Source organism: Nocardia fusca NBRC 14340, from assembly GCF_001618425.1.
In the GTDB taxonomy this organism is placed as follows: Bacteria; Actinomycetota; Actinomycetes; order Mycobacteriales; family Mycobacteriaceae; genus Nocardia; species Nocardia fusca.
This window is the reverse complement of the sequence record NZ_BDCU01000040.1, coordinates 167953-193832: the sequence shown is the minus strand read 5'-3', so window position 1 is coordinate 193832 and position 25880 is coordinate 167953. Positions and strand designations below refer to the sequence as shown.

General features: G+C 68.0%; 24 protein-coding genes. 11 read left to right on the top strand and 13 right to left on the bottom strand.

All coding sequences use genetic code 11. The features are described from left to right. A partial coding sequence (locus tag NF4_RS25980) for a CPBP family intramembrane glutamic endopeptidase (protein ID WP_232330653.1) occupies positions 1–967 on the top strand: 967 nt, incomplete at its 5' end. Between the two features lie 61 nt (positions 968–1028). On the opposite strand, the gene NF4_RS25975 is transcribed toward NF4_RS25980, so the two are convergent. Continuing rightward, the gene (locus NF4_RS25975) at positions 1029–1247 is read right to left on the bottom strand and encodes an inositol monophosphatase family protein (protein WP_063129995.1); all 219 of its coding nucleotides are present in this window, start codon (positions 1245–1247) and stop codon (positions 1029–1031) included. Between the two features lie 569 nt (positions 1248–1816). Here NF4_RS25975 and NF4_RS25970 point away from each other — a divergent pair. Next, positions 1817–2464 (top strand): HAD family hydrolase, encoded by a 648-nt coding sequence (locus NF4_RS25970; RefSeq protein WP_063129994.1) that lies wholly within the window; start codon positions 1817–1819, stop codon positions 2462–2464. 37 nt (positions 2465–2501) lie between these two features. Here the strand turns inward: NF4_RS25970 and NF4_RS40390 are convergent, their stop codons facing one another. Further along, positions 2502–3971, bottom strand: coding sequence for a helix-turn-helix domain-containing protein (locus NF4_RS40390; protein ID WP_084533467.1), 1470 nt, complete (start codon positions 3969–3971; stop codon positions 2502–2504). A gap of 29 nt (positions 3972–4000) precedes the next feature. Here NF4_RS40390 and NF4_RS25960 point away from each other — a divergent pair, with 29 nt between their 5' ends. The 4 genes from NF4_RS25960 to NF4_RS25945 all read left to right on the top strand — a co-directional run bounded on the left by NF4_RS25960 (position 4001) and on the right by NF4_RS25945 (position 8411). Then, positions 4001–4888 carry an SAM-dependent methyltransferase gene (locus tag NF4_RS25960; protein WP_084533462.1) on the top strand — a complete coding sequence of 296 codons (888 nt, stop codon included), beginning with the start codon at positions 4001–4003 and terminating at the stop codon, positions 4886–4888. A gap of 162 nt (positions 4889–5050) precedes the next feature. Further along, positions 5051–6664: an FAD-dependent monooxygenase gene (locus NF4_RS25955; RefSeq protein WP_063129993.1), complete on the top strand. Its 1614-nt coding sequence runs from the start codon at positions 5051–5053 to the stop codon at positions 6662–6664. Between the two features lie 179 nt (positions 6665–6843). After that, complete coding sequence (locus NF4_RS25950; protein ID WP_063129992.1) at positions 6844–8136, top strand: cytochrome P450 family protein; 1293 nt, start codon at positions 6844–6846, stop codon at positions 8134–8136. Between the two features lie 2 nt (positions 8137–8138). Continuing rightward, positions 8139–8411, top strand: a complete 273-nt coding sequence (locus NF4_RS25945; RefSeq protein ID WP_157120596.1) for a hypothetical protein — start codon at positions 8139–8141, stop codon at positions 8409–8411. 150 nt (positions 8412–8561) lie between these two features. Here NF4_RS25945 and NF4_RS25940 read toward each other — a convergent pair whose 3' ends face one another. Beyond that, on the bottom strand, positions 8562–9431 hold the full coding sequence (locus tag NF4_RS25940; protein WP_063129990.1) for an oxidoreductase: 870 nt from the start codon (positions 9429–9431) through the stop codon (positions 8562–8564). Further along, positions 9428–10357 carry an NADP-dependent oxidoreductase gene (locus NF4_RS25935; RefSeq protein ID WP_084533461.1) on the bottom strand — a complete coding sequence of 310 codons (930 nt, stop codon included), beginning with the start codon at positions 10355–10357 and terminating at the stop codon, positions 9428–9430. Before NF4_RS25935 ends, NF4_RS25940 begins: the two co-directional genes overlap by 4 nt. Positions 10358–10437: 80 nt before the next feature. On the opposite strand from NF4_RS25935, the gene NF4_RS25930 reads away from it, so the two are divergent. Then, on the top strand, positions 10438–11007 hold the full coding sequence (locus tag NF4_RS25930) for a TetR/AcrR family transcriptional regulator (protein WP_063129988.1): 570 nt from the start codon (positions 10438–10440) through the stop codon (positions 11005–11007). 190 nt (positions 11008–11197) lie between these two features. Here the strand turns inward: NF4_RS25930 and NF4_RS39850 are convergent, their stop codons facing one another. Next, positions 11198–11329, bottom strand: coding sequence for a hypothetical protein (locus NF4_RS39850; RefSeq protein ID WP_269749658.1), 132 nt, complete (start codon positions 11327–11329; stop codon positions 11198–11200). Positions 11330–11571: 242 nt separating this feature from the next. After that, a complete protein-coding gene (locus NF4_RS25925) occupies positions 11572–11901 on the bottom strand; it encodes a hypothetical protein (RefSeq protein WP_396965940.1) in 330 nt (109 codons plus the stop codon). A gap of 560 nt (positions 11902–12461) precedes the next feature. Here NF4_RS25925 and NF4_RS25920 point away from each other — a divergent pair. After that, entirely contained in the window at positions 12462–12929 is a 468-nt protein-coding gene (locus NF4_RS25920; protein ID WP_063129987.1) for a PPOX class F420-dependent oxidoreductase, read from the top strand. A 76-nt stretch (positions 12930–13005) separates the two neighbouring features. Here the strand turns inward: NF4_RS25920 and NF4_RS25915 are convergent, their stop codons facing one another. The 3 genes from NF4_RS25915 to NF4_RS25905 form a co-directional block, all read right to left on the bottom strand. Continuing rightward, the gene (locus NF4_RS25915) at positions 13006–13971 is read right to left on the bottom strand and encodes a glycerate kinase family protein (protein ID WP_063129986.1); all 966 of its coding nucleotides are present in this window, start codon (positions 13969–13971) and stop codon (positions 13006–13008) included. 237 nt (positions 13972–14208) lie between these two features. Continuing rightward, positions 14209–15270: a tartrate dehydrogenase gene (locus tag NF4_RS25910; RefSeq protein WP_063129985.1), complete on the bottom strand. Its 1062-nt coding sequence runs from the start codon at positions 15268–15270 to the stop codon at positions 14209–14211. Then, entirely contained in the window at positions 15267–16637 is a 1371-nt protein-coding gene (locus NF4_RS25905) for an NAD-dependent succinate-semialdehyde dehydrogenase (RefSeq protein ID WP_084533466.1), read from the bottom strand. Before NF4_RS25905 ends, NF4_RS25910 begins: the two co-directional genes overlap by 4 nt. A gap of 339 nt (positions 16638–16976) precedes the next feature. Here NF4_RS25905 and trpB point away from each other — a divergent pair, with 339 nt between their 5' ends. From trpB to NF4_RS25890, 3 genes are all read left to right on the top strand, one after another. Beyond that, entirely contained in the window at positions 16977–18218 is a 1242-nt protein-coding gene (trpB, locus tag NF4_RS25900; protein WP_063129983.1) for a tryptophan synthase subunit beta, read from the top strand. A 287-nt stretch (positions 18219–18505) separates the two neighbouring features. Beyond that, positions 18506–19969, top strand: a complete 1464-nt coding sequence (locus tag NF4_RS25895; RefSeq protein WP_063129982.1) for an MDR family MFS transporter — start codon at positions 18506–18508, stop codon at positions 19967–19969. Positions 19970–20133: 164 nt separating this feature from the next. Continuing rightward, complete coding sequence (locus NF4_RS25890; protein ID WP_063129981.1) at positions 20134–20964, top strand: IclR family transcriptional regulator; 831 nt, start codon at positions 20134–20136, stop codon at positions 20962–20964. Here the strand turns inward: NF4_RS25890 and NF4_RS25885 are convergent. The 4 genes from NF4_RS25885 to NF4_RS25870 are packed head-to-tail and all read right to left on the bottom strand — an operon-like array spanning position 20939 to position 25588. After that, positions 20939–21886 (bottom strand): 2-hydroxyacid dehydrogenase, encoded by a 948-nt coding sequence (locus NF4_RS25885; RefSeq protein WP_063130010.1) that lies wholly within the window; start codon positions 21884–21886, stop codon positions 20939–20941. The genes NF4_RS25890 and NF4_RS25885 overlap by 26 nt on opposite strands. Before the next feature lie 44 nt (positions 21887–21930). Beyond that, a complete protein-coding gene (locus NF4_RS25880) occupies positions 21931–22869 on the bottom strand; it encodes a hydroxymethylglutaryl-CoA lyase (protein ID WP_063129980.1) in 939 nt (312 codons plus the stop codon). Beyond that, entirely contained in the window at positions 22866–24107 is a 1242-nt protein-coding gene (locus NF4_RS25875) for a CaiB/BaiF CoA transferase family protein (RefSeq protein WP_063129979.1), read from the bottom strand. The genes NF4_RS25880 and NF4_RS25875 overlap by 4 nt, the downstream gene beginning before the upstream one ends. 23 nt (positions 24108–24130) lie before the next feature. Continuing rightward, positions 24131–25588 (bottom strand): GntP family permease, encoded by a 1458-nt coding sequence (locus NF4_RS25870; RefSeq protein WP_063129978.1) that lies wholly within the window; start codon positions 25586–25588, stop codon positions 24131–24133. Positions 25589–25880 lie beyond the last annotated feature (292 nt).

Below are 25880 nucleotides of genomic sequence, written 5' to 3'. Positions count from 1 at the left end.
ACCCATGACAGCGACGATGCCCGCCCCGGGGTGGCTCCTCGACCCCGGCGAACCGCGCCACTCGGAATCCGTTCCCAGCGGGGTGGAGTACCACCGAGTCCTCGCAGGGGCCAAGCGCCGCATCGGCCGCGGCATTCTCGCGATCGGGCTCCTGATTGCCGGGTTCGTCCTGTTTCCCACCGGTATCGGCAGGGCGCTCGGACTCATCGACGAGCAGATGGGAAACACGCCGCCCATCCTCGGCGGCACTGACTACACCCCCCTCTACCACGCCGGTTCCTTGATCGCCCTCGGGCTGCTCATCCCGTGGAGCATGCTCATCCAACGCTGGCTCTACGGTGTCCCCGGCGCCTCGCTGCATTCGGTGACCTCCCGGTTCCGGTTCGATCTATTCGGCAAGGCGCTCATCGTGTTCGGCCCTGCCTGGGTCCTTGTCAATGTGATCGGATTCTTCACCCCGAGCACCGAGGCGCCTTGGTCCCGCTGGGACCTCGTCGGCATCCTCGTCGGCACCCTCCTGCTCACACCCCTGCAGACAACGGGGGAGGAATACGGCGTCCGCGGGCTACTCTTCCGGGTGGTCGGCAGCTGGACCCGCAGCCCCCGGGCCGGGCTGATCGCCGGAGTGCTTTTCTCGAGCGCCCTGTTCACCGCCGCGCACGGGTCCACCGACCCTTACATCAACATCTGGTACTTCGTGCTGTGGACGTGCCTGGCGATCATCACCTGGCGTACCGGTGGCCTGGAGATCGCGGTCGTCCTCCACGCCGTACTCAACACGGTCGCTTTCCTCGGTGCCCCGCTGATGCGTATCGACTTCGGCGCCGAGCTCGCCGACCGCTCCGCCGGCGCCGGCTCCGCCACCCAGCTCATCCCGACCCTCGGCGTCACCGTCATCACCGCGCTTATCTGGTGGGGCACCCGTAAGGCCGGCCCCGCGCTCACTCCGCCCACCACAGCACACTGACAACCCGCCCCACTCCGAAGCTGTTCTGCGAGTGGGGCTGCGGAGGTCGCAGTCCGTAACCCTATGACTGCGTGATGGATTCCTCACCCCGGAAAGCGATCTGCGGTACCTGCGCTCTCAGCAGGCGCTGCATCATTTCTTGGATTTCGAGGTCGAGTTCGGTGACGAAGTCCCGGTCGCCTTTGCTGTGGACCACACCTGCTTCTGCTGTGGTCGGGAGTGCGGCTCCGGCGGCTGTGGCGTCGCGTGCAAGAGCCAGGAGGGCGCTGATGTCGTTCATACATCGATTCCTTTCCCTCGCGTCAGCAAGGGGTCGAAACCCTCACGAACGTACCGAAGGCCGCTGTCCCGCCGGACTTCCGCACAACGACCGTCGGCGATTCCGGCCGCGTCCTCTTTATCTGAAGGTGCAGTAGCCCGACCTCCGACCGGTCAGGCCGGCTCACCGCCAGGACCGTTGGCACCTTCCAGATGACCCGGCGCAGGTGAGGAGTAGCTACGAGCAGGTCTAGCCTGGCTCACGTGCGCAATCATGAACGTGTACGTGGACATCGTGACACCGGTCCGGATCGGTTGGGTTCTCGAGCTGTAGCCGATCTCTACGACCTCGCGTTCTCGGCACCTCGGCATCCGGTGGACGGCAAACCGAAAGCGCGACCGAGAGTTGTCGCCGGTGCCTCGCACGGCCGGCACTCTTACGGTCGCGGATAGGAAAGGGGTTTGCATACAGCTACCACTCGCTCCGGGCGCGTCACGGTGGCGCGATATGACGGCGAGTGCGGAACTGGGCACCAGCGCAGCCGAACCATGATCTGCGAAAATGATGGTTCCAACAAATAGTGGGGAATTGTGATCCGTTCCGTAGTCTTCGATGTTGGTGAGACATTGCTCGATGATTCGCGAGAGTTCGGCGCATGGGCGGATTGGCTCGGCGTTCCGCGGCATACATTTTCCGCGATTCTGGGCGCTGTCACCGCGGCAGGTCGAAACAATGCTGAGACGTTTCAGGTCTTGCGGCCCGGGTTCGACCTTGCCGAGCAGCGTCGGCGCCGCGAGGAGGCCGGGGTTGGTGAACGGATCGAAGAGTCCGACCTCTACCCTGATGTTCGTCCTGCTCTTGCCGCGCTGAAGCAGTGTGGCCTATGGGTCGGTGTAGCCGGAAATCAGACAGCCAAGGCTGCGACGCTGCTACGATCATTGGACCTTCCCGTCGATGTGATTGCGACATCCGGCGAGTGGGAGGTAGCAAAACCCGATCCAGCATTTTTCGAAGCAGTGATCGACTTCGTCCCGGGCGAACCGGAGGAGATCGTCTATGTGGGGGACCACCGTGACAATGATATTGTGCCCGCACGGGCGGCAGGTTTGCTGCCGGTATTGATTCGTCGGGGACCGTGGGGTTATCTATGGGCGGATGACCCGATTGTGGATCGTGACGCGGAATGGGTCATCGATTCTCTGGCAGAGCTGCCCGGTTTGGTCGGCAAAAGCCGTTGATGTTCTCGACTATGGATGCTCCGGAGTCGCGAGCAGGTCATCTCATCGCATGTTGCAGGGCCGACAAGGCCGTACTGTGTATGCCAGGCCCGGCAATGTGCATCTGTTCGATCATCTCCCTGACATGAGGATGGGCACAGATATGTTCCGGTGCGACGCAGTGCGCGGTATGCAGTGCATCGAGTGCGCGTTCGGTTCGGCCGGCCGCGTAATAGGCTCGACCGAGGTCGATGTAGAAATGTGAACGTCGTTCGGCGGGTAGGTTGGTCGGTGGCTGCCAGCCGGTCGCAGACCGTAGAGCGGCACCGAAGTCACCGAGTTCGACGGCAAGCGACAGGCGGTGAATGCGTACCGAAGCCGCCCCGAACGCGGTGCCGAGATGAATGCCCTCGTTGACCCGCAGGGCGATCTGCGTGGCCTCGTCTATATGTGCTGTCGCCAGGGCTGCGTGACCTGCTCTTGCGGCCATGACTGCCGCGCGCATGTGGAGTGCACCGTACGTTGCAGCGGCAGAGTCGCTATCTCTGTCCTGTATGCGCTCGGCTGCTCTTTCGAGCATCATGCGACCTGTGGTCAGCTCTCCCGAGGAAAAGAATATTTCGCCACGAACATAGGAGCCGCTGGCCTGCACCAATTCGTCTCCGGTTTCCGCCGCGACACTGCCGAGCAATCCTATGATGCGCGCAGATAGATCGCTATAACCGTGTTTCTCGGCGATGGCGTCTGCGGCTCGATATACCTGGAACAAGCAGCGAGCGAAAATCGCTCGCTGCGACTCCCGGCAATCTGCTATTGCTCGATGTAACTCGGGCAATAGCGCAGGCACTTCTCGTGCCAGCTCTGCATAATCCGACCGTAGTCTTTTGTCTATTATCGATAAAACTATTGGTCGCAATAGTTCGATGGAACGGATCGGTCCGTCTTCCGGGGATTCGTACGAGTCGAGAGCACGTCGCAATGCTGGGATATGTGCGGAAATGGAATGCGCTTCCGTGTGCTGTACAGATAACCCATCTGAAGGGGGGCATACACTGCGACCCAACATATTCTCCGCGTCGTATCGAGCGTCATCGATCGCGCTAGTGGATGATCTGCGTCTGATTTCTCGTTGCCGGTGTTTGGCTGCTGCGTGCAAAGCGAGGAGCGTGCCACCCGCGTCCAATGCCTTGTCGAGTGCGATTACCAAGTTGCGGGAGGGGACGCCATTTTTGGGTCGTTCGGCAAGCGATATGTATTGCTTGGTGTAGCCCACGAGCGTTCCCAGCTCGGGCTGGCTCAAGCCAGCCGCTTCCCGGAGGCGGCGAATCTCAGTAGCCAGTTCGGTCACGGACGGGTGCACGAGCTCTGTCGGGTATCGCTGATCTCCTGCCTCGGATGCACGGCCGCCTTCGCGCGGTGTCGTCCCCACGGTCAACAACACTACTTGACCATTTGACTCCTTTCGCGCAGTTCGGCGAAGGCGTTGTCTGGCATCGAGGCCGTCACTGGGCGGCCCGGCACTCGGCATACAGGCAGACAAGAAGGGAGAGGAACGCAATGTCACAGCCACCAGTGCTGCGACTGGAATCCAGTCCACCGACCGGTGTTACGGCTCCTGTCGGTGTTGATACGACCCGGGCGAGTATTGCCAGGGTCTACGACTACAGCCTGGGTGGTAAAGACAACTACGACGTCGACCGCGTGGCCTTTGAACAGATCCTGCGTATCGCGCCACGGCAGCGGGATGTGTCGCGGATGAGCCGGCGCTGGCTGCACCGGGTGGTGCGCTACCTGGCCGGGTACGCGGGGGTCGAGCAGTTCGTCGATATCGGCGCCGGGTTGCCGACTGCCCTGAATACCCATGAGGTGGCCCAGTTGGAAAACCGCGGAGCGACAGTGGTCTACGTCGACAACGATCCGGTGTGCGCCGCACATGGGCGGGCGCTGCTCGAGCGTAACGACCGCACGCACTATGTGCTCGCGGATTTCCTGGAGGCCGGCACGCTCCTGAAGAACCCGGACGTGCTCCAGTACCTCGAGTTGGATCGCCCGATCGGGGTGCTGGTATGCGGGCTGCTCCACCATATCGGCGATTCGTTGAGTCCGGCCCCGGCAATGCGTGAACTGATCGAACGGCTGCCCTCCGGTTCGTATGTGGCGCTCACGAACTTCTACGACCCGGGTCCCGAGGACCCGGAGATTCATCGGCTGGCACGCAAGTTGGAGGAGGCGTTCACCGGAGGTGTGGGTTCGGGCTGGTACCGCACCCGTGCGCAGCACCTCGATTACTTCGCGGGTCTCGAGCTGCTACCGCCCGGCTTGGTGGAGCTCGACGATTGGTGGCCCCTCGGCCGGATCGAGCGGGACAGGTTGCCGGAGGAGCGAACGATGCGTGGCGCGGTGGGGTACAAGCGACCGGCGTTGCTGCGCTTTCCGGGGACATGACCAGAAGCATTCGTTCACAGCACATTCACCGCTACAGGCGGAGGTCTGCGCTTTACGAGCACGCAGACCGTGGGGACGTCCGGTGATTCCGGGCTCAGGCATGTGTCGCTGGGGGACACACGCTGTCCATTTCGACCTTGATCTTTCGAAGGGTGATCAATCATGTCTTCTTCGCGCGCGGCGCGGGATTCCGTCCTCATCGTGGGTGCCGGTCCGACCGGGCTCACCCTCGGTATCGAGTTACTGCGGCGTGGTGTCGATATCCGGTTGATCGACCGGCTCACCACCCCCGTGACGACGTCGCGGTCGTTCACGGTGCACACCCGCACTCTGGAGCTGCTGGAACAGGCCGGGATCGTCGACGAGTTCCAGGACAGGGGTTTGCGCGGGGAATGGATGGACTATCGGTTCGCGGGCTCGACGGAGAAGGTGCGGCTGGATTTCACCGGTCTCGACAGCCGATACCCGTACTTCCGGACGATCGGCCAGCGCGACACCGAGGAGATCCTGCGCCGGCATTTCACCGCACTCGGCGGGACCGTCGACTGGCACACCGAGCTGGTATCGGTGACCACGGGCCTGCACGGTGAAGTCACCGCCATCGTGCGGGACACGAACAGCGGTGAGACCGAAACCGTGCACCCCGGCTGGCTGATCGGTTGCGACGGCGTGCACAGCACTGTCGCCGGCCACTTGGGTGCGCAGGTCGGCCGCGCGGAGTATGTGGGGACCGCGATGCGGATGATGGACGTGCCGCTTCGCCGGCAGTCGCCGGATTTCCCGGTGGAGGTCGGTGGCATCGACTATCGCATCACCCGCGATCACATGCTGCTGACGACGGCATTGCCCGGCGGTGTGTGGCGGGTATTGATCAGCGAACCCGGCGACGCCCGGAATATCGACGCTTCGGCCGCGGCGTTCCAGGCAGTCCTCGATGAGCATTTCGGTGGTGCGGTGCGGTTGGGTCCCCCGGAGTGGACGACGGTGTTCCGGACGCGACGGCGGCTCACCTCCCGGTATCGCAACGGCCGGATCTTCGTCTGCGGCGACGCCGGGCACGAGCGGTCCCCGGCGGGCGGGCAGGGGATGAACACCTCGATGCAGGACGCGTTCAACCTCGGCTGGAAACTCGCCGCCGTCGTGCACGGCCACGCCCGGGAGTCATTGCTGGACAGCTACGAGGCGGAGCGGCGTCCGATCGCCGAGCAGGTGATCGCCGGTACCCACGAACTGCATTCGGTGCTGATGGACCACGGCCGCCCGGTCGCCGAACGGCTCGCGATCGCTCGCGAACCCGGGTTCACCGAGCGGGCGGTGGCCCGGATCTCGGCCCTGGCCTTCGGGTATGGGCACGCTGCGGAGGAGAGCGCACCGGGGCGGCAGCCGTTGGGCGGGTTGTCGGCCGGTGACCGAGCACCCGACGTCGAGATCACCCCACGCCTGCGGCTATACGAACGGCTACGCCACGGTGGGCACACCCTGCTGGTCGCCCACCGCGACCCGCGTAACGCCGTGAACACTTCGGCGCTGCTCACGCGGGTCCATCGGGAGTTCGGTGCCCGGGTCGAACCGGTGGTCGTCCTCATGCCCGGATATCACGGGCCCGCCCCGGCCGGCGCCGTCGCTGCCGACTCCCGGCGGGTACACGATCTCTACGGCGCACCCGATGGAGACGCCGTATGCCTTATCCGGCCCGACGGCTACATCGGCGCCCACTCCTGTCTGCTCCCCGAGCAGAACACCGCGTTCGTGACGTTGCGCGACACCGTGTCCTGATCAGCCGGAAATCGCCGGCGAACAACCCCTCCGCCTACCGGGAACAGGTGGGCTGCCCCGCGCCTCCGGGGGACTCGACTCGACGACGACGAAGAAACTCTTCGAGATCGTCGCTGCCCCTCGTTCGGGCTCCGGGGCCACTTCTCAGTTGTCTCCCGCTTCTCTCGAAGAAATGGAACATGCCGACTCCACCATCGATCTCCTACCCCCGCACCGATCACCTCGGCTCGTGCCCGGTCGCCCACACCGCACCCGAGGTTTCCACGGAGGCGCGAGTGCCCGTCCACACCCCGGAATTCGCCGCCGACCCGCACCGGATCTACCACCGGATGCGCACGGAATTCGGCGATCTCGCACCGATCGAACTCGCCCCCGGAGTACCGGCCACCCTGGTACTCGGCTATCCGACCGCGGTCCGGATCCTGCACGATACCGAGCGTTTCCCCGCCGATCCCCGCATCTGGCAGACCACCGTGCCCCCGGAATCACCGGTACTGCCGATGATGCGCTGGCACCCCGCCGCCCGCCACAGCACCGGACCCGACCACCAGCGGTACCGGCAGGCATCGAAAGACAGCATCGACGCCGTCGACGGCCACGCCATGCACATGACCGTCGAAGAACTCGCGGCCCCGCTGATCAATGGATTCTGCGAGTCCGGGACCGCCGAACTGGTGGGAGACTACGCGCGCCCCCTCGTCGTCGCTGTCCTCAACCAGATCATGGGCTGCCCACCCGGAATAGGGGAGCGGGTCACCGCCGGCACGGCTGCGCGCTTCGATACCGTCGATGCCGCTGCCGGAATGGGGCTGCTGCGGACCGCGCTGACAGAACTTATCCGGCTCAAACGCGACCATCCGGGCGAGGACGCCACGTCACGCCTGCTCGCCCACCCCCACGGTCTCGACGACGGGGAAGTGCTCGCCCAGTTGCTGAGCTTCTACGGAGCCGGCGGCGAAGCGCAATTGAATCTGGTCACCAACACCCTGCTGCTGATGATGACCGACGAGCGGTTCGGTGGTGGCCTGATCGGCGGGAGTCTGTCCACCCGTGACGCTCTCGACGAGGTGCTGTTCCACGACCCGCCGATCGCGAACTTCTGCGCCACCTATCCCCGAACCCCCGTCCTCATCGGCGACACCTGGCTTCCCGCCCACCAGCCCGTGCTGATCGGTCTCGCCGCCGCCAACACCGACCCGCGAATCAGCGACGGCGACCACACCGGCAACCGCTCCCACCTGTCCTGGAGTGCGGGCCCGCATGCCTGCCCGGCCCGCACCCTGGCGTATCAGATCGTCCAGGACGCGATCGACCAACTCCTCGACGCGGTCCCCGATATGGCACTCGCGGTCCCGCGTGGGGAGCTGGTGTGGCGGCCCGGCCCGTTCCACCGGGCCTTGACCCGGCTCCCGGTCACCTTCCGCCCCTGCCCGGCCGTCACGCTCCCTTCACCCCACACCACCCGAGGATGATCGTGAGCTCACTGGCCATCCATCAACTCATCGCCCTCTACACCACTCGCCCCCACCGGACCGGACCGCTCGCCGATGACACCGGCACCGGCCCAGGCATCCAGAGCACGCCTACCTCCGGTCCCGGCGGTGACTGTGCCGTCGATCCGGCGTTCGGTTCCCTGGACGAAGCATTGCGGGCACGTGCGGCGCACAACGGTCACACACCGCTGTGCCGCCAATATCTGGGAGCGATCGCTTATCTCGGCGGACTCCATGACGACAGCTACGAATAACCCCGGGCCTGTGACCCTGGCTCGCTTCGCGTTCGCGCCCCTCCATCTGGCGGCACAATTCGTCCAATGCCGCGTAGATCAGCACATTCGGGCTCGTCGTCATGAGCAGATCGACGCAGTGGCGCACTCGGACCGGATCCACCGGATGAATCACTGAGTGTTGGTGAGTCGTGCGGAGACCTCCCAGACTCGCCCTGCGAGGTCGGCGTCGACCGCGTCGGACGACGGATCGATCAGTGTGGCCGGTCCGCGGATGCCGAAGCGGCTCGGGCCGGCGTAGGAGCCGCCGGGCACGTCGCCGACCGCGGCGTACAGCGTCGGGCGCGCGCCGCTGGTGGGCCCCTGGGCGAACAGGCGGGTGCCGAGGGCGATGGCGGCGTCACGGGTCCTGCTGCCGGTGGTGATCCTGAACCCTGTCGATACCCAGCCGGGGTCGGCGGCGGTCGCGATCACCGGCGAGCCCGATGCGGTCAGTCGCCGCTGGAGCTCGGTGATGAAGAGCAGAACAGCGAGTTTGGACTGCCCGTACGCTCCCAGCGGGCGGTAGGGGCGTTGTTCCCACTGCAGGTCGTCGAAGCCGATGTGCGCCCTGTGGTGAACGCTGGAGGAGAGCCCCACCACCCGCCCGGTGATCTGTTCGAGCAGCAGGTTCGTGAGGGCGAAGTGGCCGAGATGGTTGACCGCGAGCTGGCGCTCGAACCCGTCGGCCGTGTGCTGCAGGGCGGCGGTCATCGTGCCGGCATTGTTGATCAGCAGGTCGATCGGTCCCTCGACGCCTGCTGCGAAGTCCCGTACCGATGCCATGGAGCCCAGATCCAACCCCCGCACCTCGACGTCACCGGGTAGTTCCGCCGCCACCGCGCGGCCGCGCTCCTGGTTGCGGACGGCGAGGATGACGTGCGCCCCGCGCGTGGCGAGAGCCGCCGCGGTGGCGAGGCCGACGCCGCTGCTGCCGCCGGTGATGATCGCGGTCCGCCCGGTCTGGTCCGGGACACCCGCCTGCACTCTCTTCGTGTTCACAGCGTCACCACGACCTTGCCGTGGGCGTGGCGCCCGGCCTGGAGGCCGACCGCATCCCGGATCTGCTCCAGGGGGAACCTCGCAGCGATCGGCACCGCGATGCGGCCGGCGAGGATCTCGTCGGTGATCGCCTCGAGGTCGGCCGGCATGGCCTCGAATCCGCCCGTGGCTCGTACACCGCCGGGTGGGTTGGGCCCGGCGGCGATGGTGGAGATGCGCTCCGCGCACACGCCGAGAGCAAGCGCCACCTCAGCGGTCTCTGTGCCGTGCAGGTCGACGGCCGCGCTGAGACCGCCGGGGGCCAGCGCCCGGACCCGGTCGACCAGACCGGCGCCGTACGCGACGGGCTCGACGCCCAGGTGGCGCAGGAAGTCGAAGGTGCCCGGCGAAGCGGTTCCGATGACTCGCGCACCGGCCAACCTCGCGAGCTGAACGGTCAGCACCCCCACCCCGCCGGCGGCACCGCCGACCAGGACGGTGTCACCGGCACCCGGCCCGATGGCAGCCACAGCCGCCGCGGCGGTCAGGCCGGGCGTCGGCAACGCCGCCGCCACCTCGTCATCGATGCCGTCCGGCGTGCGCTCGAGCCGATAGAGGGCCGATTGTGCGGCTGGGAGGACGGCGTAGTCAGCCGCCGCCTTCGCTATGGCTCCGCCGTAGACGCGGTCGCCCTCTGTGAACCCTTCGACCCCGGCGCCGATCTCGTCGATGGTGCCGGCGTAGTCGGATCCGAAGCCCGCGGGCAGTCCGATGCCGAATCGGCCGGCACTCTGCGGCGAGGCGGCGATCATCCAGTCCATCGGGTTCAGGCCCACGGCTTTGACGCGGACGCGTACCTCGCCCGGACCGGCGTGGGGTTCGGGCACCTCCACGACGTCCAGCACCTCCGGCCCCCCGAACCTCTCGTAGATCACTGCGCGACTCATTCCGGCCTCCAGCCATAGTGATAAGACTTTGTCTCATCACTATACAGCCGGGACAAGACCAAGTGCCGTAACCTGTCGCCATGGCCCGATGGAAGCCCGACGCCGCGCAGCGACTGATGGCCGCTGCCCTCGAACTCTTCGAGGAGCGAGGTTACGAGAGTGCGACCGTGCAGGAGATCACCGAGCGTGCCGGCCTGACCAAGAGCTCTTTCTTCCGCCACTTCCCCAATAAACGGGAGGTCCTCTTCGACGGCGAAGCCATGGCCACCACGCTCGTCGAGGGCATCGCGGCCGCACCGGACGACGCCGCACCGTGGGACGCGCTGACCCACGCCTTCGCCCGAGTGGGCGCGATCTTCATGACCCCGCAGCGCCACGACTTCCTCGCCCGCCGAGCCGCGGTGATCGCACGCACTCCGGAACTGCGGGAACGCGAGGCCCTCAAGCAACTCGGTCTCATCGCGGCGATGATCGACGCACTCACCCACCGCAGCGTGCCCGACCTGCAGGCCCGTGTCCTGGCGGAGCTTTCGGCGGTCGCGTTCGCGATCGCCTACAAGCGCTGGCTCGCCATGACGAGCAGCGACAACTTCGCCGACATCCTCCGCGATGCCATCGACGAGGTCCGGTGCGTCATCTCCACGACCTGAGGCGGCGACCCCGAGCCGGCGCGGCGGGGAGCCGTCGGACGCACTCGCCTCCGATCACGCAGCGACGACTCACCCCCCCCACGCGCTCGAAGGCGACACCGACCTTCGGTTTTCATTCCCCCTCGCGGCCGGAAAGTCGACACGACGTCGGGACCCGGCATCTCGTGGTGAGACCTCGGAGTCCCGCAGGTCATTCGTCGCGGTGCGGGTTGCCTTCGTTGTCCGGGGTGTCGCGGGTACTCGGACCCTGCCCTTTCAACCATCGGGACCCGACCACCACGGCGACCAGTATCGCGATCGCGAGGATGACGAGTAGTTCCATACCTGTGCGCCTACCCGGCCCCGGCGGTTTCAACCACCGCGTTGGCGCACACCGGTGGGCTCACGCCACGACGCGGACCGTCTTCAGCTCGGGGTCCGTGGCATCCGGAATGTTCAACCCGATCCCGTGACTCCACCCCGCGGCTCTGGCGATGGCCGGGCGGTGTGCAGCCGTATCGGCCCAGCCGCTGGTATTCGGCGAGCGCGTCGAGCAACGGTGCGCGTGAGTGGTCCATGCGGCGGTCAGTGGCCACGTGGCTCACGCAGGGTCGCGCCTTCTTTGAGCTTGATGCGCCGATGTTCGGCGACCACGATCAGCCCGCCGGCGATCAGGCAGATCACGCCGATGATTCCGGCGATGACGGCCCAGCCGGCGAAGCCGTAACCGGCGGCGGTGAGGGTCAGCGCCACCAGGACGATGCCGATGGCGCCGAGGATGATGCCCGGCCAGTTGCGTCGATCTTCGATGGTTTCTCCGGCGTGCGAACGGGTCGTCCGTGCGTCGTCGGGGAAACGATGCTCACTCGCTGGGTGCCTCTTATTGGGATCGTTGTGTCCGGCGACCATGGTCATGTCCTTCCTGTCGAACCTGCGACCAGGGACGTTGCCCCGAGTACCCGCTCGGCGGTGGTTGAATCACCGGCGTGGGGCCGGTCCGGTCCGATTCACCCGGCCGGAACAGGGGGCGGCGGGACCGGGTGGCCGGGGTCCGGGAGGGGTGGGCGATCCGGTGCCGGGCCCGGTAGGGGTTCCGGTGGTACCGGCCGCGGCTCCGGCGACGGGCCCGGGACGGGCGGCTGTGGCTCCGGCGGCGGGCCCGGGACGGGCGGTTGCGGTTCCGGTGCGGGGCCGGGAACCGGCGGTTGCGGCTCCCGGGGGCGCGGTTCGGGCGGGGGAGCGGGCAGTGGGGGCGTGGGCTCGGGATCCGGCGCCGGTTGCGGTTCCGGAAAGGGACGCTGTGGGTCGGTGGCGCGCATGATGATCGTGCTCCTGTCGGGTGCCGGGGCCGGTGGCGTGAGGCGGTTTCCGGCCGCTGCCCCGCGTTACCCGCCGCGGGCCGGGAGAATCAGGGTGCGGGACGGCTATGCTGCGAGGGCACCGCCCCGAGTACCGATCCGTCCAGAAAGGTCTCCATGCCGCGTATCGCGACCGCCTCCGTCGTCGACAAGGCCGACCTGCTGGCTTTCCTGGGTTCGCGCCATCACGGCGTGCTGGTCACCACCCGCGCCGACGGCCGTCCCCAGATGTCACCGGTGACCTGTGGGCTGGATCCGCAGGGCCGGATCGTCGTCTCCACCTATCCGAGCCGGGCCAAGACCCGCAATATCCGCCGCGAACCGCAGGTGTCGATCTGTGTCCTCTCCGAGGAGTTCGACGACGCCTATGTGCAGGTGGACGGCCGGGCCGAGATACTCGATATGCCCGAGGCGCTCGACGGTCTGGTCGACTACTACCGCGGTATCGCCGGTGAGCACCCGGACTGGGACGAGTACCGGGCGGCGATGGCACGCCAGGGCAAATCGCTCATCCGCATCGATATCGAGCGCTGGGGACCGATCGCCACGGGCGGTTTCCCACCCGAGGTCGATACCGCCGGCTGACCGCTGATCCCGATATCCGTGACGGTCCGCGACCGCCGATCCGGACTCCGCGGCCGGCTCGGGTTCGCCCGGACCGTCAGGGCGCGGTGGTGCCGATCCGTCGTCCCGCCGCCCGCATGGCCTCGGTATCGGAGGCCACGATGACCTCGGCGAAACGGGACCGGTAGTCACCCAGGTCGTCACCGACGGAGCCCACCACCGCGTACACCGGGGTGTCGCCGGCCCGCCCGAGAACAGCCGAGATGATCTTGCCGGCTCGCGTCTGCCCGTCGAGCCGCCCTTCGCCGACGACGATGGTGCTCGCCTGTGCGGCAAGGGCGTCGAACCCCGCGCTGTCGAGCACGTACTCCGCGCCGGAGCGCAATTCGGCTCCGTACTGTGCCCACATTCCGCCGGAGAACCCTCCGGCGGCCCCGGTCGCGTCCACGTCGGACGGATCGCGGGGCAGCCTGCGCGCCGTCTCGGCCAGCCGCCGGGTCAGCAGTTCGACGGTGGCCGGGTCGGCACCCTTCTGGGGTCCGAAAACCCGGGCCGCGTCCACGTAACGGGTGGTCACATCAGTGAGCACGGTGAGGGAGGCCCGGCCGAGACCGCCGGCGTCCTCGATGGCCGCGATCGCTCCCGTACCCCCGTCGGTGGTGGCCGATCCGCCCGCGGTGACCACGATCCGGCGCGCCCCGCGCCGCACCGCCTCCGCGATGAGCATGCCGGTGCCGTAGGTGTTCGCGGCGACCGGATCGCGCGGACCGGTATGCGGGGTGGTGACTCCGCTGGCCGCGGCGATCTCGATCACCGCGGTGCCGTCGTCGGAGAGTCCGAAGGTGGCCTCGCCGGGGACGCCCCACGGGTTGCGCGCCGCGACCGTCACGTGATGGAGTCCCAGCGGCTCGGTGAGGGCGGCGAGGGTGCCCTCACCGCCGTCGGCGACCGGGAGGCGTACCGCGGTCGCGCCTGTCTCCTCGGCCCCCGCGGCGACAGCGTCCGCGACCTCGGCGGCGGTATAGGTGCCCTTGAAACTGTCGGGACAGACCAGGATCGTCACGCCGCGACACCGCCGATCGCCACGGACCCCGACGCTCCTTCGGGCCGCGGCGAATCGGTAACGGGACTCGCGAAGGCCGCCGGGAATCGGATCGAACCGCCGCCGGGAGGCAGTTGCCTCCCCCGGCCGGTCGACGCCGTGCACACGCTCATGGCGACCGACTCTATCCGGCACCGGCCGCACAGCTGCCGGGCTGGGGCCGGGTCGGTGCGGACGCCGCCGACCCGGGCCGGCGGCTCAGGCGTGCAGCAGCGCCGATGCCCGGTCGGCGATCTCGGTGCCGACCTCGGTGGTGGTGGCCGTGCCGCCGAGATCGGGAGTGCGCGGCCCGCCGTTGCCGAGGACATCGGTGACCGCCCGGTCGACCGCCGCCGCCGCGACGTGCTCACCCAGATGATCGAGCAGCATGGCGCCCGCCAGGATCTGCGCCACCGGGTTGGCGATGCCCTGACCCGCGATATCGGGCGCGCTACCGTGGACCGCCTCGAACATCGACGGCGCGTCCCGGGCCGGGTTGATATTGCCCGAGGGCGCCAGCCCCAGTCCGCCGGTGACGGCGGCGGCGAGGTCGGAGAGGATATCGCCGAAGAGGTTGGAGCCGACGATCACATCGAGCCGGTCGGGATGCAGCACGATTTCGGCGGCCAGCGCGTCGACGTGCATCTGCCGGGTCTGCACGGCCGGGTATTCCGCGGCGATCCGCTCGAAGATCTCGTCCCAGTAGGGCATGGAGTGGATGAGACCGTTCGATTTCGTGGCCGAGCAGACGCGTCCCGCGCGTTCGGTGGCCCGGTCGAAGGCGTACCGGATGATCCGTTCGCAGCCGACCCGGGTGAAAACGGATTCCTGCAGGACGAATTCGTCCGCCCGGCCGGGATTGTGCCGGCCGCCGATCTCGGAGTACTCACCCTCGGAGTTCTCGCGCACGATGAGCAGATCCAGGTCGGCGGCGGTGCGGTCGCGCAGCGCCGAGGTGGTGCCGGGCAGCAGCCGCACCGGGCGCAGGTTGACGTACTGGCCGAAGGCCCGGCGCAGCGGAATGAGCAGCCCCCACAGCGAGATGTGGTCGGGCACCCCGGGGAAACCGACGGCGCCGAGCAGGATCGCGTCGAATCCGGCGAGCCGCTCCGGTCCGTCGGCGGGCATCATCGCGCCGGTGCGCAGATAGTTCTCGCAGGACCAGTCGAATTCGGTCCATTCGATTCCGGGCAGCACCCGGTCGAGAACTTTCGTCGCCTCGGCGGTTACGTCGACGCCGATACCATCGCCCGGGATCGTCGCGATCCGATAGGTTGTCACAGTGGCACTCCGATGTATTTGATCTCGAGGAATTCGTCGATGCCGACCAGGCCGCCCTCGCGGCCGAGACCGGACTCTTTCACCCCGCCGAACGGCGCGGCCGGATTGGATACGACACCCTGGTTCAGGCCGACCATTCCGGTGTCGAGCGCTTCGCTGATCCGCAGCCCGCGCCGCAGACCTTCGGTGTAGACATAGCTCACCAGACCGTAGGGCGTGTCGTTGGCGCGGGCGACGGCCTCGTCCTCGGTATCGAAGGTCGCGATACTCGCGACCGGCCCGAACACCTCGGTATGGCAGATCTGCGCCGCGTCGGGGACATCCACCAGGACGGTGGCGGGGTAGAAGTTCCCCGGACCGTCGAGCGGGTCACCGCCCAGCAATACGCGGGCGCCGCGGGCCCGCGCGTCGGCGACCAGTTCGGTCACCTTGGTCACCGCGTCGGCATCGATCAGCGGGCCCACGACGACCCCGGGTTCGGTGCCGCGGCCCAGCGGCAGTTCCCCCATGCGCGCGGCCAGCCGCGCCGCGAATTCGGCGGCCACCCCACGCTGGACGAGGAACCGGTTCGCGGCGGTGCACGCCTGCCCGATATTGCGCATCTTCGCCGCCATCGCCCCGTCGACCGCCGCGTCCAGGTCGGCATCGTCGAAGACGAGGAACGGTGCGTTGCCGCCGAGTTCCATCGAGGTCCGCATGACCGTGCGCGCGCACTGCTCGAGCAGTTTCTTGCCGACCGCGGTCGAACCGGTGAAGGACAGTTTGCGCGAGCGCGGGTCGTGGATGAGCGGTGTCATCAGCGCGCCCGGATCCGAAGTGGTCACCACGTTCACCACCCCGGCCGGCACCCCGGCCTCGTGCAGGATCCGCGCCAGCGCCAGAGTGCACAGCGGGGTCTGTTCGGCGGGTTTGACCACGCTGGTGCAGCCGGCGGCGAGGGCGGGCCCGATCTTGCGGGCGCCCATGGCCATCGGGAAATTCCAGGGGGTGATGAGCAGGCTCGGCCCGACGGGCTGCCTGGTGACCAGGAACCGGGAACCCCCGCCGGGCGCGGGCATGTATCCACCGTCGAGGCGCACGGCCTCTTCGGCGAACCAGCGGAAGAATTCCGCGGCATAGGTGATCTCGCCGCGGGCTTCCGCCAGCGGTTTGCCCATTTCGAGTGTCGCGATCAGGGCGAGGCGGTCGGCGTCGTCGAGCAGTAGACGATGGGCGCGCATGAGGATCTCGCTGCGTTCCCGGGGTGCGGTGCGCGCCCAGTCGGCCTGGGCGGCCGCGGCGGCGTCCAGCGCGGCCAGACCGTCCTCGGGGGTGGCGTCGGCGACCTCGCACAGCCGCTGTCCGGTCGCCGGATCGAGGACGGGCATGGTCTCCGCGGTCTCGCGGGTGCGGCCGTCGATGAAAAGGCCGGTGGGTACCGACTCGACGGCTTCCCGTTCGGCGGCGGTGAGTGTGGCTTCCGTGAGCACGGTGGGACGCTCCTCCCTGACGGCGGCCGGTCGAGCCTGACCGGATTGTCGACAATCCTACAATAGGGTCCAGTTCTCGTGGTGGGGAAGGCTCGGATTGCGCGTTATGCGATATTGCGGCGAGAATCCATCCCTTTAGTACTGTTAACCAATCCGTTGCCGAGAGGTGACCCGGCGCTTGCGCCGGGGGTACAGAATTTCCGCAGCGGAGCCGGGAACAGGGAATGTGAGAGCTGGATGGTCGTCGATCACGGGGTCGCGCGAAATACCTTACGGCCCGGGGATTTCCCGGATGAGCGCGGCCGATTCGGCAGATTCGGCGGTAGATACGTCCCCGAGGGTCTCATGGCCGCCCTGCTCGACCTGGAGCGCGCGTACGACGCGGCCCGCGCCGATCCGGCGTTCGTCCGGGAACTGACCGGCCTGCTACGCAGCCGGGTCGGCCGGCCCACCCTGTTGCATCGGGTGCCGCGGTTCGAGGCGCAGCTGGGTACGCCGGCGCCGACGGTCTATCTCAAACGGGAGGATATGGCCCACACCGGGTCACACAAGATCAACAACGCGCTCGGGCAGGGGTTGCTTGCCCGGCGCATGGGCAAACGCCGCATCGTTGCCGAAACCGGTGCGGGACAACACGGAGTGGCCGTCGCCACCGTGGGCGCGATGCTCGGTTTGAGCTGCACCATCTATATGGGCGCCGTGGACATGGAACGGCAGCGGGCGAATGTGATCCGGATGCGATTGCTCGGCGCCGAGGTGCGGGCGGTGGAAACCGGGAACCGGCGGATCAAGGAGGCGATCACCGAATCGGTCCGCGACTGGGTTTCGCAGGTGGACTCCACCCATTACCTGCTGGGCAGCGCGGCCGGACCCGCCCCCTATCCGCGGATCGTGCGGGATTTCCAGCACCCCATCGGGGCGGAGGCGCGGTCCCAGATCCTGACCGCCGAGGGCCGATTACCCGACTATGTCATCGCCTGTGTCGGCGGCGGCAGCAATGCCCTCGGCGCGTTCCGCCCCTTCATGGCCGATCCGGGGGTGCGGTTGCTCGGTGCGGAGGCAGCCGGGCGCGGAATGGCGACGGGCGCACACGCGGCGTCGCTGAGCGCCGGCAGTCCCGGCGAGATCGACGGCACCTTCAGCTACCTGCTGCAGGACGACGACGGTCAGATCGCCGGGACGCACAGTGTCGCCGCCGGTCTGGACTATCCGGGTGTGGGCCCGGAGCTCAGCCATCTCGAGGACAGCGGCCGCCTGACCGCCGTCCCGGTCGACGATGCTCTCGCACTGCGCGGGATGGAGGCCCTCGCGCACAGCGAAGGCATAATCCCCGCCCTGGAATCCGCGCACGCGGTGGGCTGTCTGCTCGATCTGGCCGAGCGCGGTGAACTGGCCGCCGGGTCGGTGGTCCTGCTGTGTCTGTCCGGGCGCGGCGACAAGGACCTCGAGATCGCGGCACAGCACCTGGGGCTCTGCTGACCTTCCGGTAGCCCGTCCGCCGATGCGTTGCGCGGGCTCGCGTGACCTCACTCATATCGGTAGGTGGCGTGGTCGTGGGCGGGCCGCCCCGACCTGGGCGATCGGGCTGTGACGGGGAATACCGCCCTCCGAAAAGCGATTGATCTCGTGCACAGCCGTAAGAAACACTGGCGCGTCACCGATGAGCCGAGCGCCGCTCACTCGTCTGTTCTGACGTACCCCGGGCAACGGTCATCGACGACCCACCCGGTTCACGCCAGATCACTCACGACCTCCGGAGGTAGCCGATGCCCGCCCTGTTATCCGATCGCCGAACCGGAGGAGGTACCCCGGTCGTCGTTCGGTTGCTGGTGATCGCGACCTTCGTGGTGATCCTGAACGAGACCATCATGATCAACGCGATCCCGCGGCTGATGCACGACCTCGAGGTCACCGAGCGGGCCGCGCAGTGGGTGTCGACCTCCTTCATGCTCACCATGGCGGCCGTCATCCCGGTCACCGGCTGGTTCCTGCAGCGGGTCACCACGCGGCGCGCCTACACGCTGGCCATGGGTGTCTTCCTCGCCGGGACGGCGCTGTCGGCGGTGGCGCCCTCCTTCGCGGTACTGCTCGCCGGGCGGATCGTCCAGGCCGGTGGTACCGCGGTGATGATGCCGCTGCTGATGACGACGCTGATGACCGTGGTGCCCGAACGCGACCGCGGCCGGGTCATGGGCAATGTCACCCTGGCCATTTCGGTGGCTCCGGCCATGGGACCGGTCATCTCCGGTCTGGTCCTGCAGATCGCCTCCTGGCGCTGGCTGTTCGTGCTGGTGCTGCCGATCGCGGGCGCGGTCACCTGGTTCGGGTTGCGGCGGCTGGAGAACATCGGGGAACCTGAGACCGGTTCGATCGATTGGTCGAGCGTGGTCTTCGCCGCGCTCGGTTTCGGCAGCCTGGTGTACGGGTTGAGCCGGTTCGAAGCGGGCACGGTCGCCACCCCGGTCCTCATCACCCTCGCCGGCGCCGCCCTGATCGGCCTGTTCGTCGCTCGCCAGCTGTGGTTGCAGCGGCACGGTACCCCGCTGCTGGATCTGCGGATCCTGCGCTCGCGCACCTACAGCCTGGGCCTGGTCCTGATGGCCGTCGCGTTCCTGGCCATGCTCGGCTCGATGATGCTGCTGCCGTTGTATCTGCAGAACCTGCGCGGTCTGTCGCCGTTGGAGACCGGGCTGCTGGTCATGCCCGGCGGTCTGGCCATGGGTGTGCTCGGCCCGGTGATCGGCCGCCTGTTCGACCGGTTCGGCGGCCGCGTCCTGGTGATCCCGGGGGCGCTCGGGATCACCGCCGCGCTGGCCGGTTTCACCCAGATCTCGGTCACCATGCCGTACTGGCAGCTGCTGGCCCTGCACATCCTGCTCATGCTGTCACTGGCCGCGGCCTTCACGCCGGTGTTCACCCTCGCGCTCGGGGCCCTGCCGGAGGACCTCTACTCGCACGGCAGCTCGATGCTGGGCACCCTGCAGCAGGTCGCCGCCGCACTGGGGACGGCGCTGGTGGTCACCGTGATGGCGAGTCGCACCAGTGCGCTGCAGGCCACGGGTATCGATACGCTGACCGCGCAACTCGACGGGATGCGGCTGGCTTTCGTGGTGTCGGCGGCGCTGTCGCTGGTGGTGATCGTGGCGGCGATCCTGCTGCCCAACCGGTCCGGGGCACCCGGAGGTACCGGCGACACCGAGCACTCCGAACCCGAGCTCGCGAAGATCTGACCGTCCTCGGTCCGGGTATGTGCCCGGCCCGGCCCGCGCCGCCGGCGTCCGGGATCCCCCGGCGCCGGCGGCCACCGCGATTCGGGCCGGCGAGGTCGCGGTGGTCCACGGCCGGGCCGGTGTCCGGCGCCCGAGCAGGCCGGACACCGCGTAGATTCGGCGATATGTCGAGGCAAGACGGCGGTGCGGCCGCGAACCACCAGCCGCTGCTGGTATTGGGGAAGATCACCGAGATCCTCGATGCCTTCTCCCTGGCCCGGCCGTCGTTGACGCTGGGCGAGATCCAGCAGGCCACCGGGTTACCGACCTCCACGGTGCAGCGGCTGGTCACCAATATGGTGGCGCAGGGTCTGCTGGATCGGGCGGGGGACCGGATCCGGGTCGGGCTGCGGATGAGCTATTGGGCGGCGACGGCGGTCAAAGGACTGGACCTGCTGGCGATCGTCGACCCGGTACTGCGCGAAATCCGGGACGAGACAGGGGAGACCGCCTGTGTCTTCCGCGCCGAACACGGTTTCCGGGTGTGCGTGGCCATCGCCGAGACCCGGCACGCGCTGCGCCGGGACATGTACGTGGGCAAGATCATTCCGCTCTACGCCGGGTCGGCGGGCCGGATCCTGCTGGCCTGGGACCCCGAACTCGCCGAGCGGGTATTGGCCGCACCGCTGGAACCGCTGACCGAGGGCACCGTCACCAGCCCACGGGAACTGCGGGCACTCATCTCCCGGGCGAAGGCCGACGGCTACGCGATCAGCGCCGGCGAGCGGGAGGATTCGGCGTCGGGGCTGTCCGCGCCCATATTCGACGCGGCCGGGCGGGTGGTGGCGGCGTTGACGATCAGTGGCCCCACCCTGCGGATGCCGCTGGCACAGTGCGAGGCGTGGGTGGACCTGCTCGTCGGCTACGCCGAACAGGTCACCCGCACCCTCGGCGGCCGTATTCCGGTCGCCGACCCCGGGCCCGCCGCGGTCAGCGCGCCCGCGCCTCCGGGTTGACCGGGTAGGGCGGGAGTTCGTCGCGGAGCATGGCGACCGCGTTCTCCGCGCAGCGCCGGGCCATCTCGGCGCGTACCGGGACCGTGGCGCTGCCGATATGTGGCAGCAACACGGTATTGGGCAGTTCGGCCAGGCCTGGCGCCAGCCGCGGTTCGTCCTCGTACACATCCAATCCCGCGCCCGCGATGGTCCCGTCGCGCAACGCCGTGACCAGCGCCTGCTCGTCGACGATCGGTCCGCGCGCGGTATTGATCAGAATCGCCGACCGTTTCATCGACCGGAGCACGGAGGCGTCCACGAGATGGCGGGTCGCGGCGTTCAGCGGTACATGCAACGAGAGATAATCGCTGGTGGAAACCAGTTCCGGCCACGGCAGCTGCTGTACTCGTCCGGCGAACTCACCGAGCTCGTCCTCGTTCACCACCCGGTCACCGGGCGGGCGTGGCGCGAACACCACGGTCATTCCGAAAGCCAGCGCGCGCCGTGCGGTGGCGCGGGCGATCCGGCCGAAACCGGCCAGGCCCAGGGTCCGGCCGCTGACATCGTGGCCCAGCAGAAGTTCCGGTTCCCAGCCGTGGAACTCGCCGGACCGGACAAAGGTATCGGCCTCCACGCACCGGCGCGCGACCGCCAGGATCAGCAGCAGGGCGATATCGGCCGTCGCGTCGGTCATGACACCGGGGGTGTTGCCCACGACGATGGAGTTCGCGGTGGCCGCCGCGATATCGATATTGTTGTACCCCACCGCGAAATTGCTGATCCCGGTGATCTTCGCCCGGTCGAGCAGCTCGGCGTCGAATTCGTCGCCCAACTGCGCCACCACCACCCGGTAGTCCCCGGACGCGCAGGCGTCGGCCAACTGCTCACGGCTCATCCGGGTCTCGGCCACGGTCACCGATCCGGCGGCTTCGAGCAGCCGCATCCCGGGATCGGGCAGTGGGGTGGTGACGAGGAAATCCGCGGCCGTCACGGCTGCTCGCCGATCACCCAATCGAAGGCGCGGGCTTTCGAGCGGGCGCCCTGCGCGGTCTTGGACCGATTGGGTTCGCCCAGGTCGGCGAGCAGCGACTCCCCGGTCTGGACCACGGCCGCCAGAATCTCGGGAGTGAGCCAATCGGGGCGGGTGGCGAACAGCAGATCCTCGGTCGCGGTGTTACCGCTGGCGCCCGGGGCGAACGGGCAGCCGCCCAATCCACCCAGCGACCCGTCCACCAGCGTGGCGCCCGCGTCGATGGCCGCCAGCGTGTTCGCGACCCCCAGGCCCCAGGTGTCGTGACCGTGGTAGACGATGCGGCGCGGCGGGGTGTGCGCGCGGACACCCTCGACGAGTTGCCGTACCTGGGCGGGGACGGCCTGTCCGAGGGTATCGGCGAGGACGATATCGGCGGCGCCGTCGGTCCGCGGATCCGCGGCGATACCCAGCACCCGGGCCGGATCGACGACACCTTCGAAGGGGCAGGTGAACGCGGTCGCGATACACAGCTGGATTGTGCCCCCGCAGTCGCGGGTCAGCTCGATCGCCGCGGGCATGGCGGCGACGCTGTCCTCGGTGGTGCGCCCGATATTGGCCTGGTTGTGCGAATCCGACGCCGACAGGCAGTACTGGAAATTACGCGCACCCGCCGCGGCCGCCTTCTCGATATGCCGGGGGGTGGCCACCCACACCCAGCATTTCGCGAGTTCGGCCGGCGTCAGCGCCGCGATCACCGCGAGCGAATCGGCCAGCGGCGGCACCAGGTCCGGGCGGGCCATGGAGCCGATCTCGAGCTCGGGGACACCGAGCGCGAGCAGTTCGCGGACCAGCGCCACCTTTCGTTCGGTGTCCAGCGGTTTGCCGGTGAGCTGCAACCCGTCGCGTAGCGTCACGTCGCGCAGCTGCGCCGCCGGTGTGTAGGCGAAGGTCATACCGTAACCCCTGTTTCCGAAGCGCCTGTGACGGCGTCGATCTCGTCGTCGGTGAGGCGCAGTACCGTGGCGAGTACTTCACGTGTGTGTTCACCCAGGTCGGGGCCGATTGTACGGATCGGCAGCGAGGCCTCGCCTATTACCGGGACGATCCCGGGAAAGCCCACCGTGGCGGGTTCGTCCGCGCCCGTGTCCACCTCGAACCGCTGGATCATGTTCCGGGCGGCGTACTGCTCGTCGGCGCAGATATCGGCCGCGGTGTAGATCGGGCCGGACGGTACGCCGGCCGCGTCGAGGAGCCGCAGCGCCTCCGCGCGGGTGTGCCGGCTCGTCCAATCGGCGATCGCGGCATCCAGTTCGTCGCGGCGGGCCCAGCGTCCGGCATTGTCGCGCAGCTCCGGATCGGTGGCGAGGTCCGGTCGGCCGATGGTCTCCATATAGCGCCCGAAGATGGCGTCGCCGTTGCCCGCGATGATGATGCTGGTGCCGTCGCTGCACGGGTAGGCGTTACTGGGCGCGATACCCTCCATCCGGCCGCCCACGCGTTCGCGTCGCACGCCGTAGGCGAGATAGTCGGGGACCAGCGACTCCATCACCGACAGGATCGACTCGTTGAGCGCCACATCGATGATGCGTTCCGGCAACGGGATCGGCGTAGCGCTGCGGGCCCGCTGGAACAAGGCCATCACGGTGCCGAACGCGGCGTAGATACCGGCGATGGAATCGCCGATGGACACACCGGTACGCACCGGCGGCCGGTCCGGATCGCCGATGAGCTCGCGCAGCCCGCCGACCGCTTCGGCCACCGCCGCGAAACCGGGCCGCGCGGCCTGCGGTCCGGTCTGCCCGTACGCGGAGATCCGGGTGATCACCACATCCGGATTGGCCTCCTGCAGCGCTTCGGGGCCGAGCCCCCATTTCTCCAGCGTCCCCGGCCGGAAATTCTCCAGCAGTACATCGCATTCGCGGACCAGATCCAGGATCAGGGCGCGCCCGGCCTCGGTCTTCAGATCAACCACGATGGACTTCTTGTTGCGGTTCACCGTGCGGTACAGCATGGAGGTCTCGCCGCCGTAGAGGCGCCAGCGGCGCAGTTCGTCACCGGTGACCGGACGTTCGACCTTGATCACCTCGGCACCGAAATCGGCGAGCATCCGGCCGGCGGTCGGGGCGGCGATGTAGTTGCCGAGTTCCAGGACCCGGATACCGGCGAGCGGCCGGACAGGCTCGTTGCGCATATCTTTCCTATCGTTTCCGAGTTCTACAGGGCCAAGCTCAGCGGCATGATGAGCACAATCGCCACCACCGAGGCGACGGATACGCCCACCGAGCACGTTTTCAGCGCGCCGCGGGTGGTCTGCCCCATCAGCGACTGCAGCAGCCAGAAGGTATTGCTCGTGACGTGCACCGCGAACAGCGATCCGGCGCCGGCGGCCAAGGCGATCAGCACCGGGTCGATCCCGAGCGCCGGGGCCACCGGCGCGAGGATGCCCGCCGCGGTGATCGCCGAAAGCGTCACCGAACCGACCGCGATATGCAGGACCGCCGCGATCGCCCACACCATCAGCAATGGTGCCGCGGTGCTCGCGGTGAAGTAGTCGCCGAGGATATCGCCGACGCCGGTGGCCGTGATGGTGGCGGCCAGTGACCCGCCGACCCCGGTCAGGACGAGGATCTGCCCGCTCTCCTGGAAGCCGGTGGTGATGCAGCGCTGGATTCGGTCGATGCCGACGCTGCGGCGGCCCACGATGCTGGTGCCGACGAGACCGATCAGCAGGGCGATGACCGGGGTGGCGAGGAATTCGATCACCGGGTTGTGGATCTCGGCGACATCCAGGACGGCGCCGACGGCGATGAGCAGCAGGGCGGTGAGCAGCGGTGCCATCAGCAGCGGAAGCGGGGTGTCGGGCCGGGGCCGCGCGGGCGCCGCGACGGCCACCCCGCCGGAGCCGGCCGGTTTGCCGGCGGCGCCGGATGCCCCGTCGCCGCCGGGGAATTCCGCGTCGCCGGCATCGGGCTGCCCGTCGCCGGAGCGGACTTGCGCGTCACCGGCAGGCCGGTCGTCGGCGGGGTAGGACTGTTCGTCGCGTTCGGAGTTCCACCAGCCGCGGTCGAAGAGAAAGAACATGACAGCGACCGCGATGGTGACCGTGGGGATCACGAGCAACAGGCCGAACAGCAGCATCTTGCCGAGCGGCACACCGAGCAGCCCGGCCAGGGCCAGCGCGCCGACGCCGGGCACCATGAGCACGATGCCGCATTCACCGCCGATCGCCAGCGCCGTGGCCATCCGGGCGGTGCCCTTCTTGTCCATCTTGGCGGCGGCTGTCCGGGCCAGGGGTGCCGAGATGACCAGCAGTACGTCGAGGTAGATGGACTGCAGCGCGGTGGCGATGGTGAGCGAGAGCGCGTACGGCATCCGGTTGACACCGAAGACCCGGATCAGGGCCCGCACAAGACGTTCGATGGCCCCGGTCTCCTGCAGCATCACGCCGGTCAGCACGCCGAAGGCGATCAGCAACCCGACCTCGGCCATGATGTCGCCGAAACCGGTGGCGATCGTTTCGACGGTTTTCTCGGTACCCAGACCCGCGGTGAGCCCGAGATAGGCCGAACCGAGGACCAGCGCTACCGCCGGGTTGATTTTGAATCGGATGATCAGCACGACCACCGCGAGGACCGCGGCGCCCGTGTTGACCATCGTTGCAAGGTCTGACATGTGCATATCCCATCGAGTCGCACCGGGCCGGGCGTTGCTCCCGCGCTGGCGGCACGGAAGGCCTCTCGTGACGCAGGCCACAGCGGATTCACATTATGAGCACATACTCACGATATAGGCAACCGGCGTGCCGTGAAAGTCGTGTGTGCTGGACGGTTGTTGCCCGCGTGCCGCCAGGTGGATACGGTTGGCTCGCCATGGACCGCGGCGCGACAACGCGGGCCGTGCGGCGTCTGTCTCATCCGGGTCTGTCCCATCCGGCCCTCTCGGCCTGTTATCGCTCGACTCGCGC

Coding starts and splice junctions, on each gene's coding strand:
- NF4_RS25890 (WP_063129981.1), top strand. CDS start 20,134: ATGTCGAGGCAAGACGGCGGTGCGGCCGCGAACCACCAGCCGCTGCTG.
- NF4_RS25960 (WP_084533462.1), top strand. CDS start 4,001: ATGTCACAGCCACCAGTGCTGCGACTGGAATCCAGTCCACCGACCGGT.
- NF4_RS25885 (WP_063130010.1), bottom strand. CDS start 21,886: ATGCGGCTGCTCGAAGCCGCCGGATCGGTGACCGTGGCCGAGACCCGG.
- NF4_RS25920 (WP_063129987.1), top strand. CDS start 12,462: ATGCCGCGTATCGCGACCGCCTCCGTCGTCGACAAGGCCGACCTGCTG.
- NF4_RS25875 (WP_063129979.1), bottom strand. CDS start 24,107: ATGCGCAACGAGCCTGTCCGGCCGCTCGCCGGTATCCGGGTCCTGGAA.
- NF4_RS40390 (WP_084533467.1), bottom strand. CDS start 3,971: ATGCCGAGTGCCGGGCCGCCCAGTGACGGCCTCGATGCCAGACAACGC.
- NF4_RS25905 (WP_084533466.1), bottom strand. CDS start 16,637: ATGCCCGTCCTCGATCCGGCGACCGGACAGCGGCTGTGCGAGGTCGCC.
- NF4_RS25880 (WP_063129980.1), bottom strand. CDS start 22,869: ATGACCTTCGCCTACACACCGGCGGCGCAGCTGCGCGACGTGACGCTA.
- NF4_RS39850 (WP_269749658.1), bottom strand. CDS start 11,329: ATGGAACTACTCGTCATCCTCGCGATCGCGATACTGGTCGCCGTGGTG.
- trpB (WP_063129983.1), top strand. CDS start 16,977: ATGGTCGTCGATCACGGGGTCGCGCGAAATACCTTACGGCCCGGGGAT.
- NF4_RS25930 (WP_063129988.1), top strand. CDS start 10,438: ATGGCCCGATGGAAGCCCGACGCCGCGCAGCGACTGATGGCCGCTGCC.
- NF4_RS25895 (WP_063129982.1), top strand. CDS start 18,506: ATGCCCGCCCTGTTATCCGATCGCCGAACCGGAGGAGGTACCCCGGTC.
- NF4_RS25975 (WP_063129995.1), bottom strand. CDS start 1,247: ATGAACGACATCAGCGCCCTCCTGGCTCTTGCACGCGACGCCACAGCC.
- NF4_RS25955 (WP_063129993.1), top strand. CDS start 5,051: ATGTCTTCTTCGCGCGCGGCGCGGGATTCCGTCCTCATCGTGGGTGCC.
- NF4_RS25935 (WP_084533461.1), bottom strand. CDS start 10,357: ATGAGTCGCGCAGTGATCTACGAGAGGTTCGGGGGGCCGGAGGTGCTG.
- NF4_RS25925 (WP_396965940.1), bottom strand. CDS start 11,901: ATGACCATGGTCGCCGGACACAACGATCCCAATAAGAGGCACCCAGCG.
- NF4_RS25870 (WP_063129978.1), bottom strand. CDS start 25,588: ATGTCAGACCTTGCAACGATGGTCAACACGGGCGCCGCGGTCCTCGCG.
- NF4_RS25950 (WP_063129992.1), top strand. CDS start 6,844: ATGCCGACTCCACCATCGATCTCCTACCCCCGCACCGATCACCTCGGC.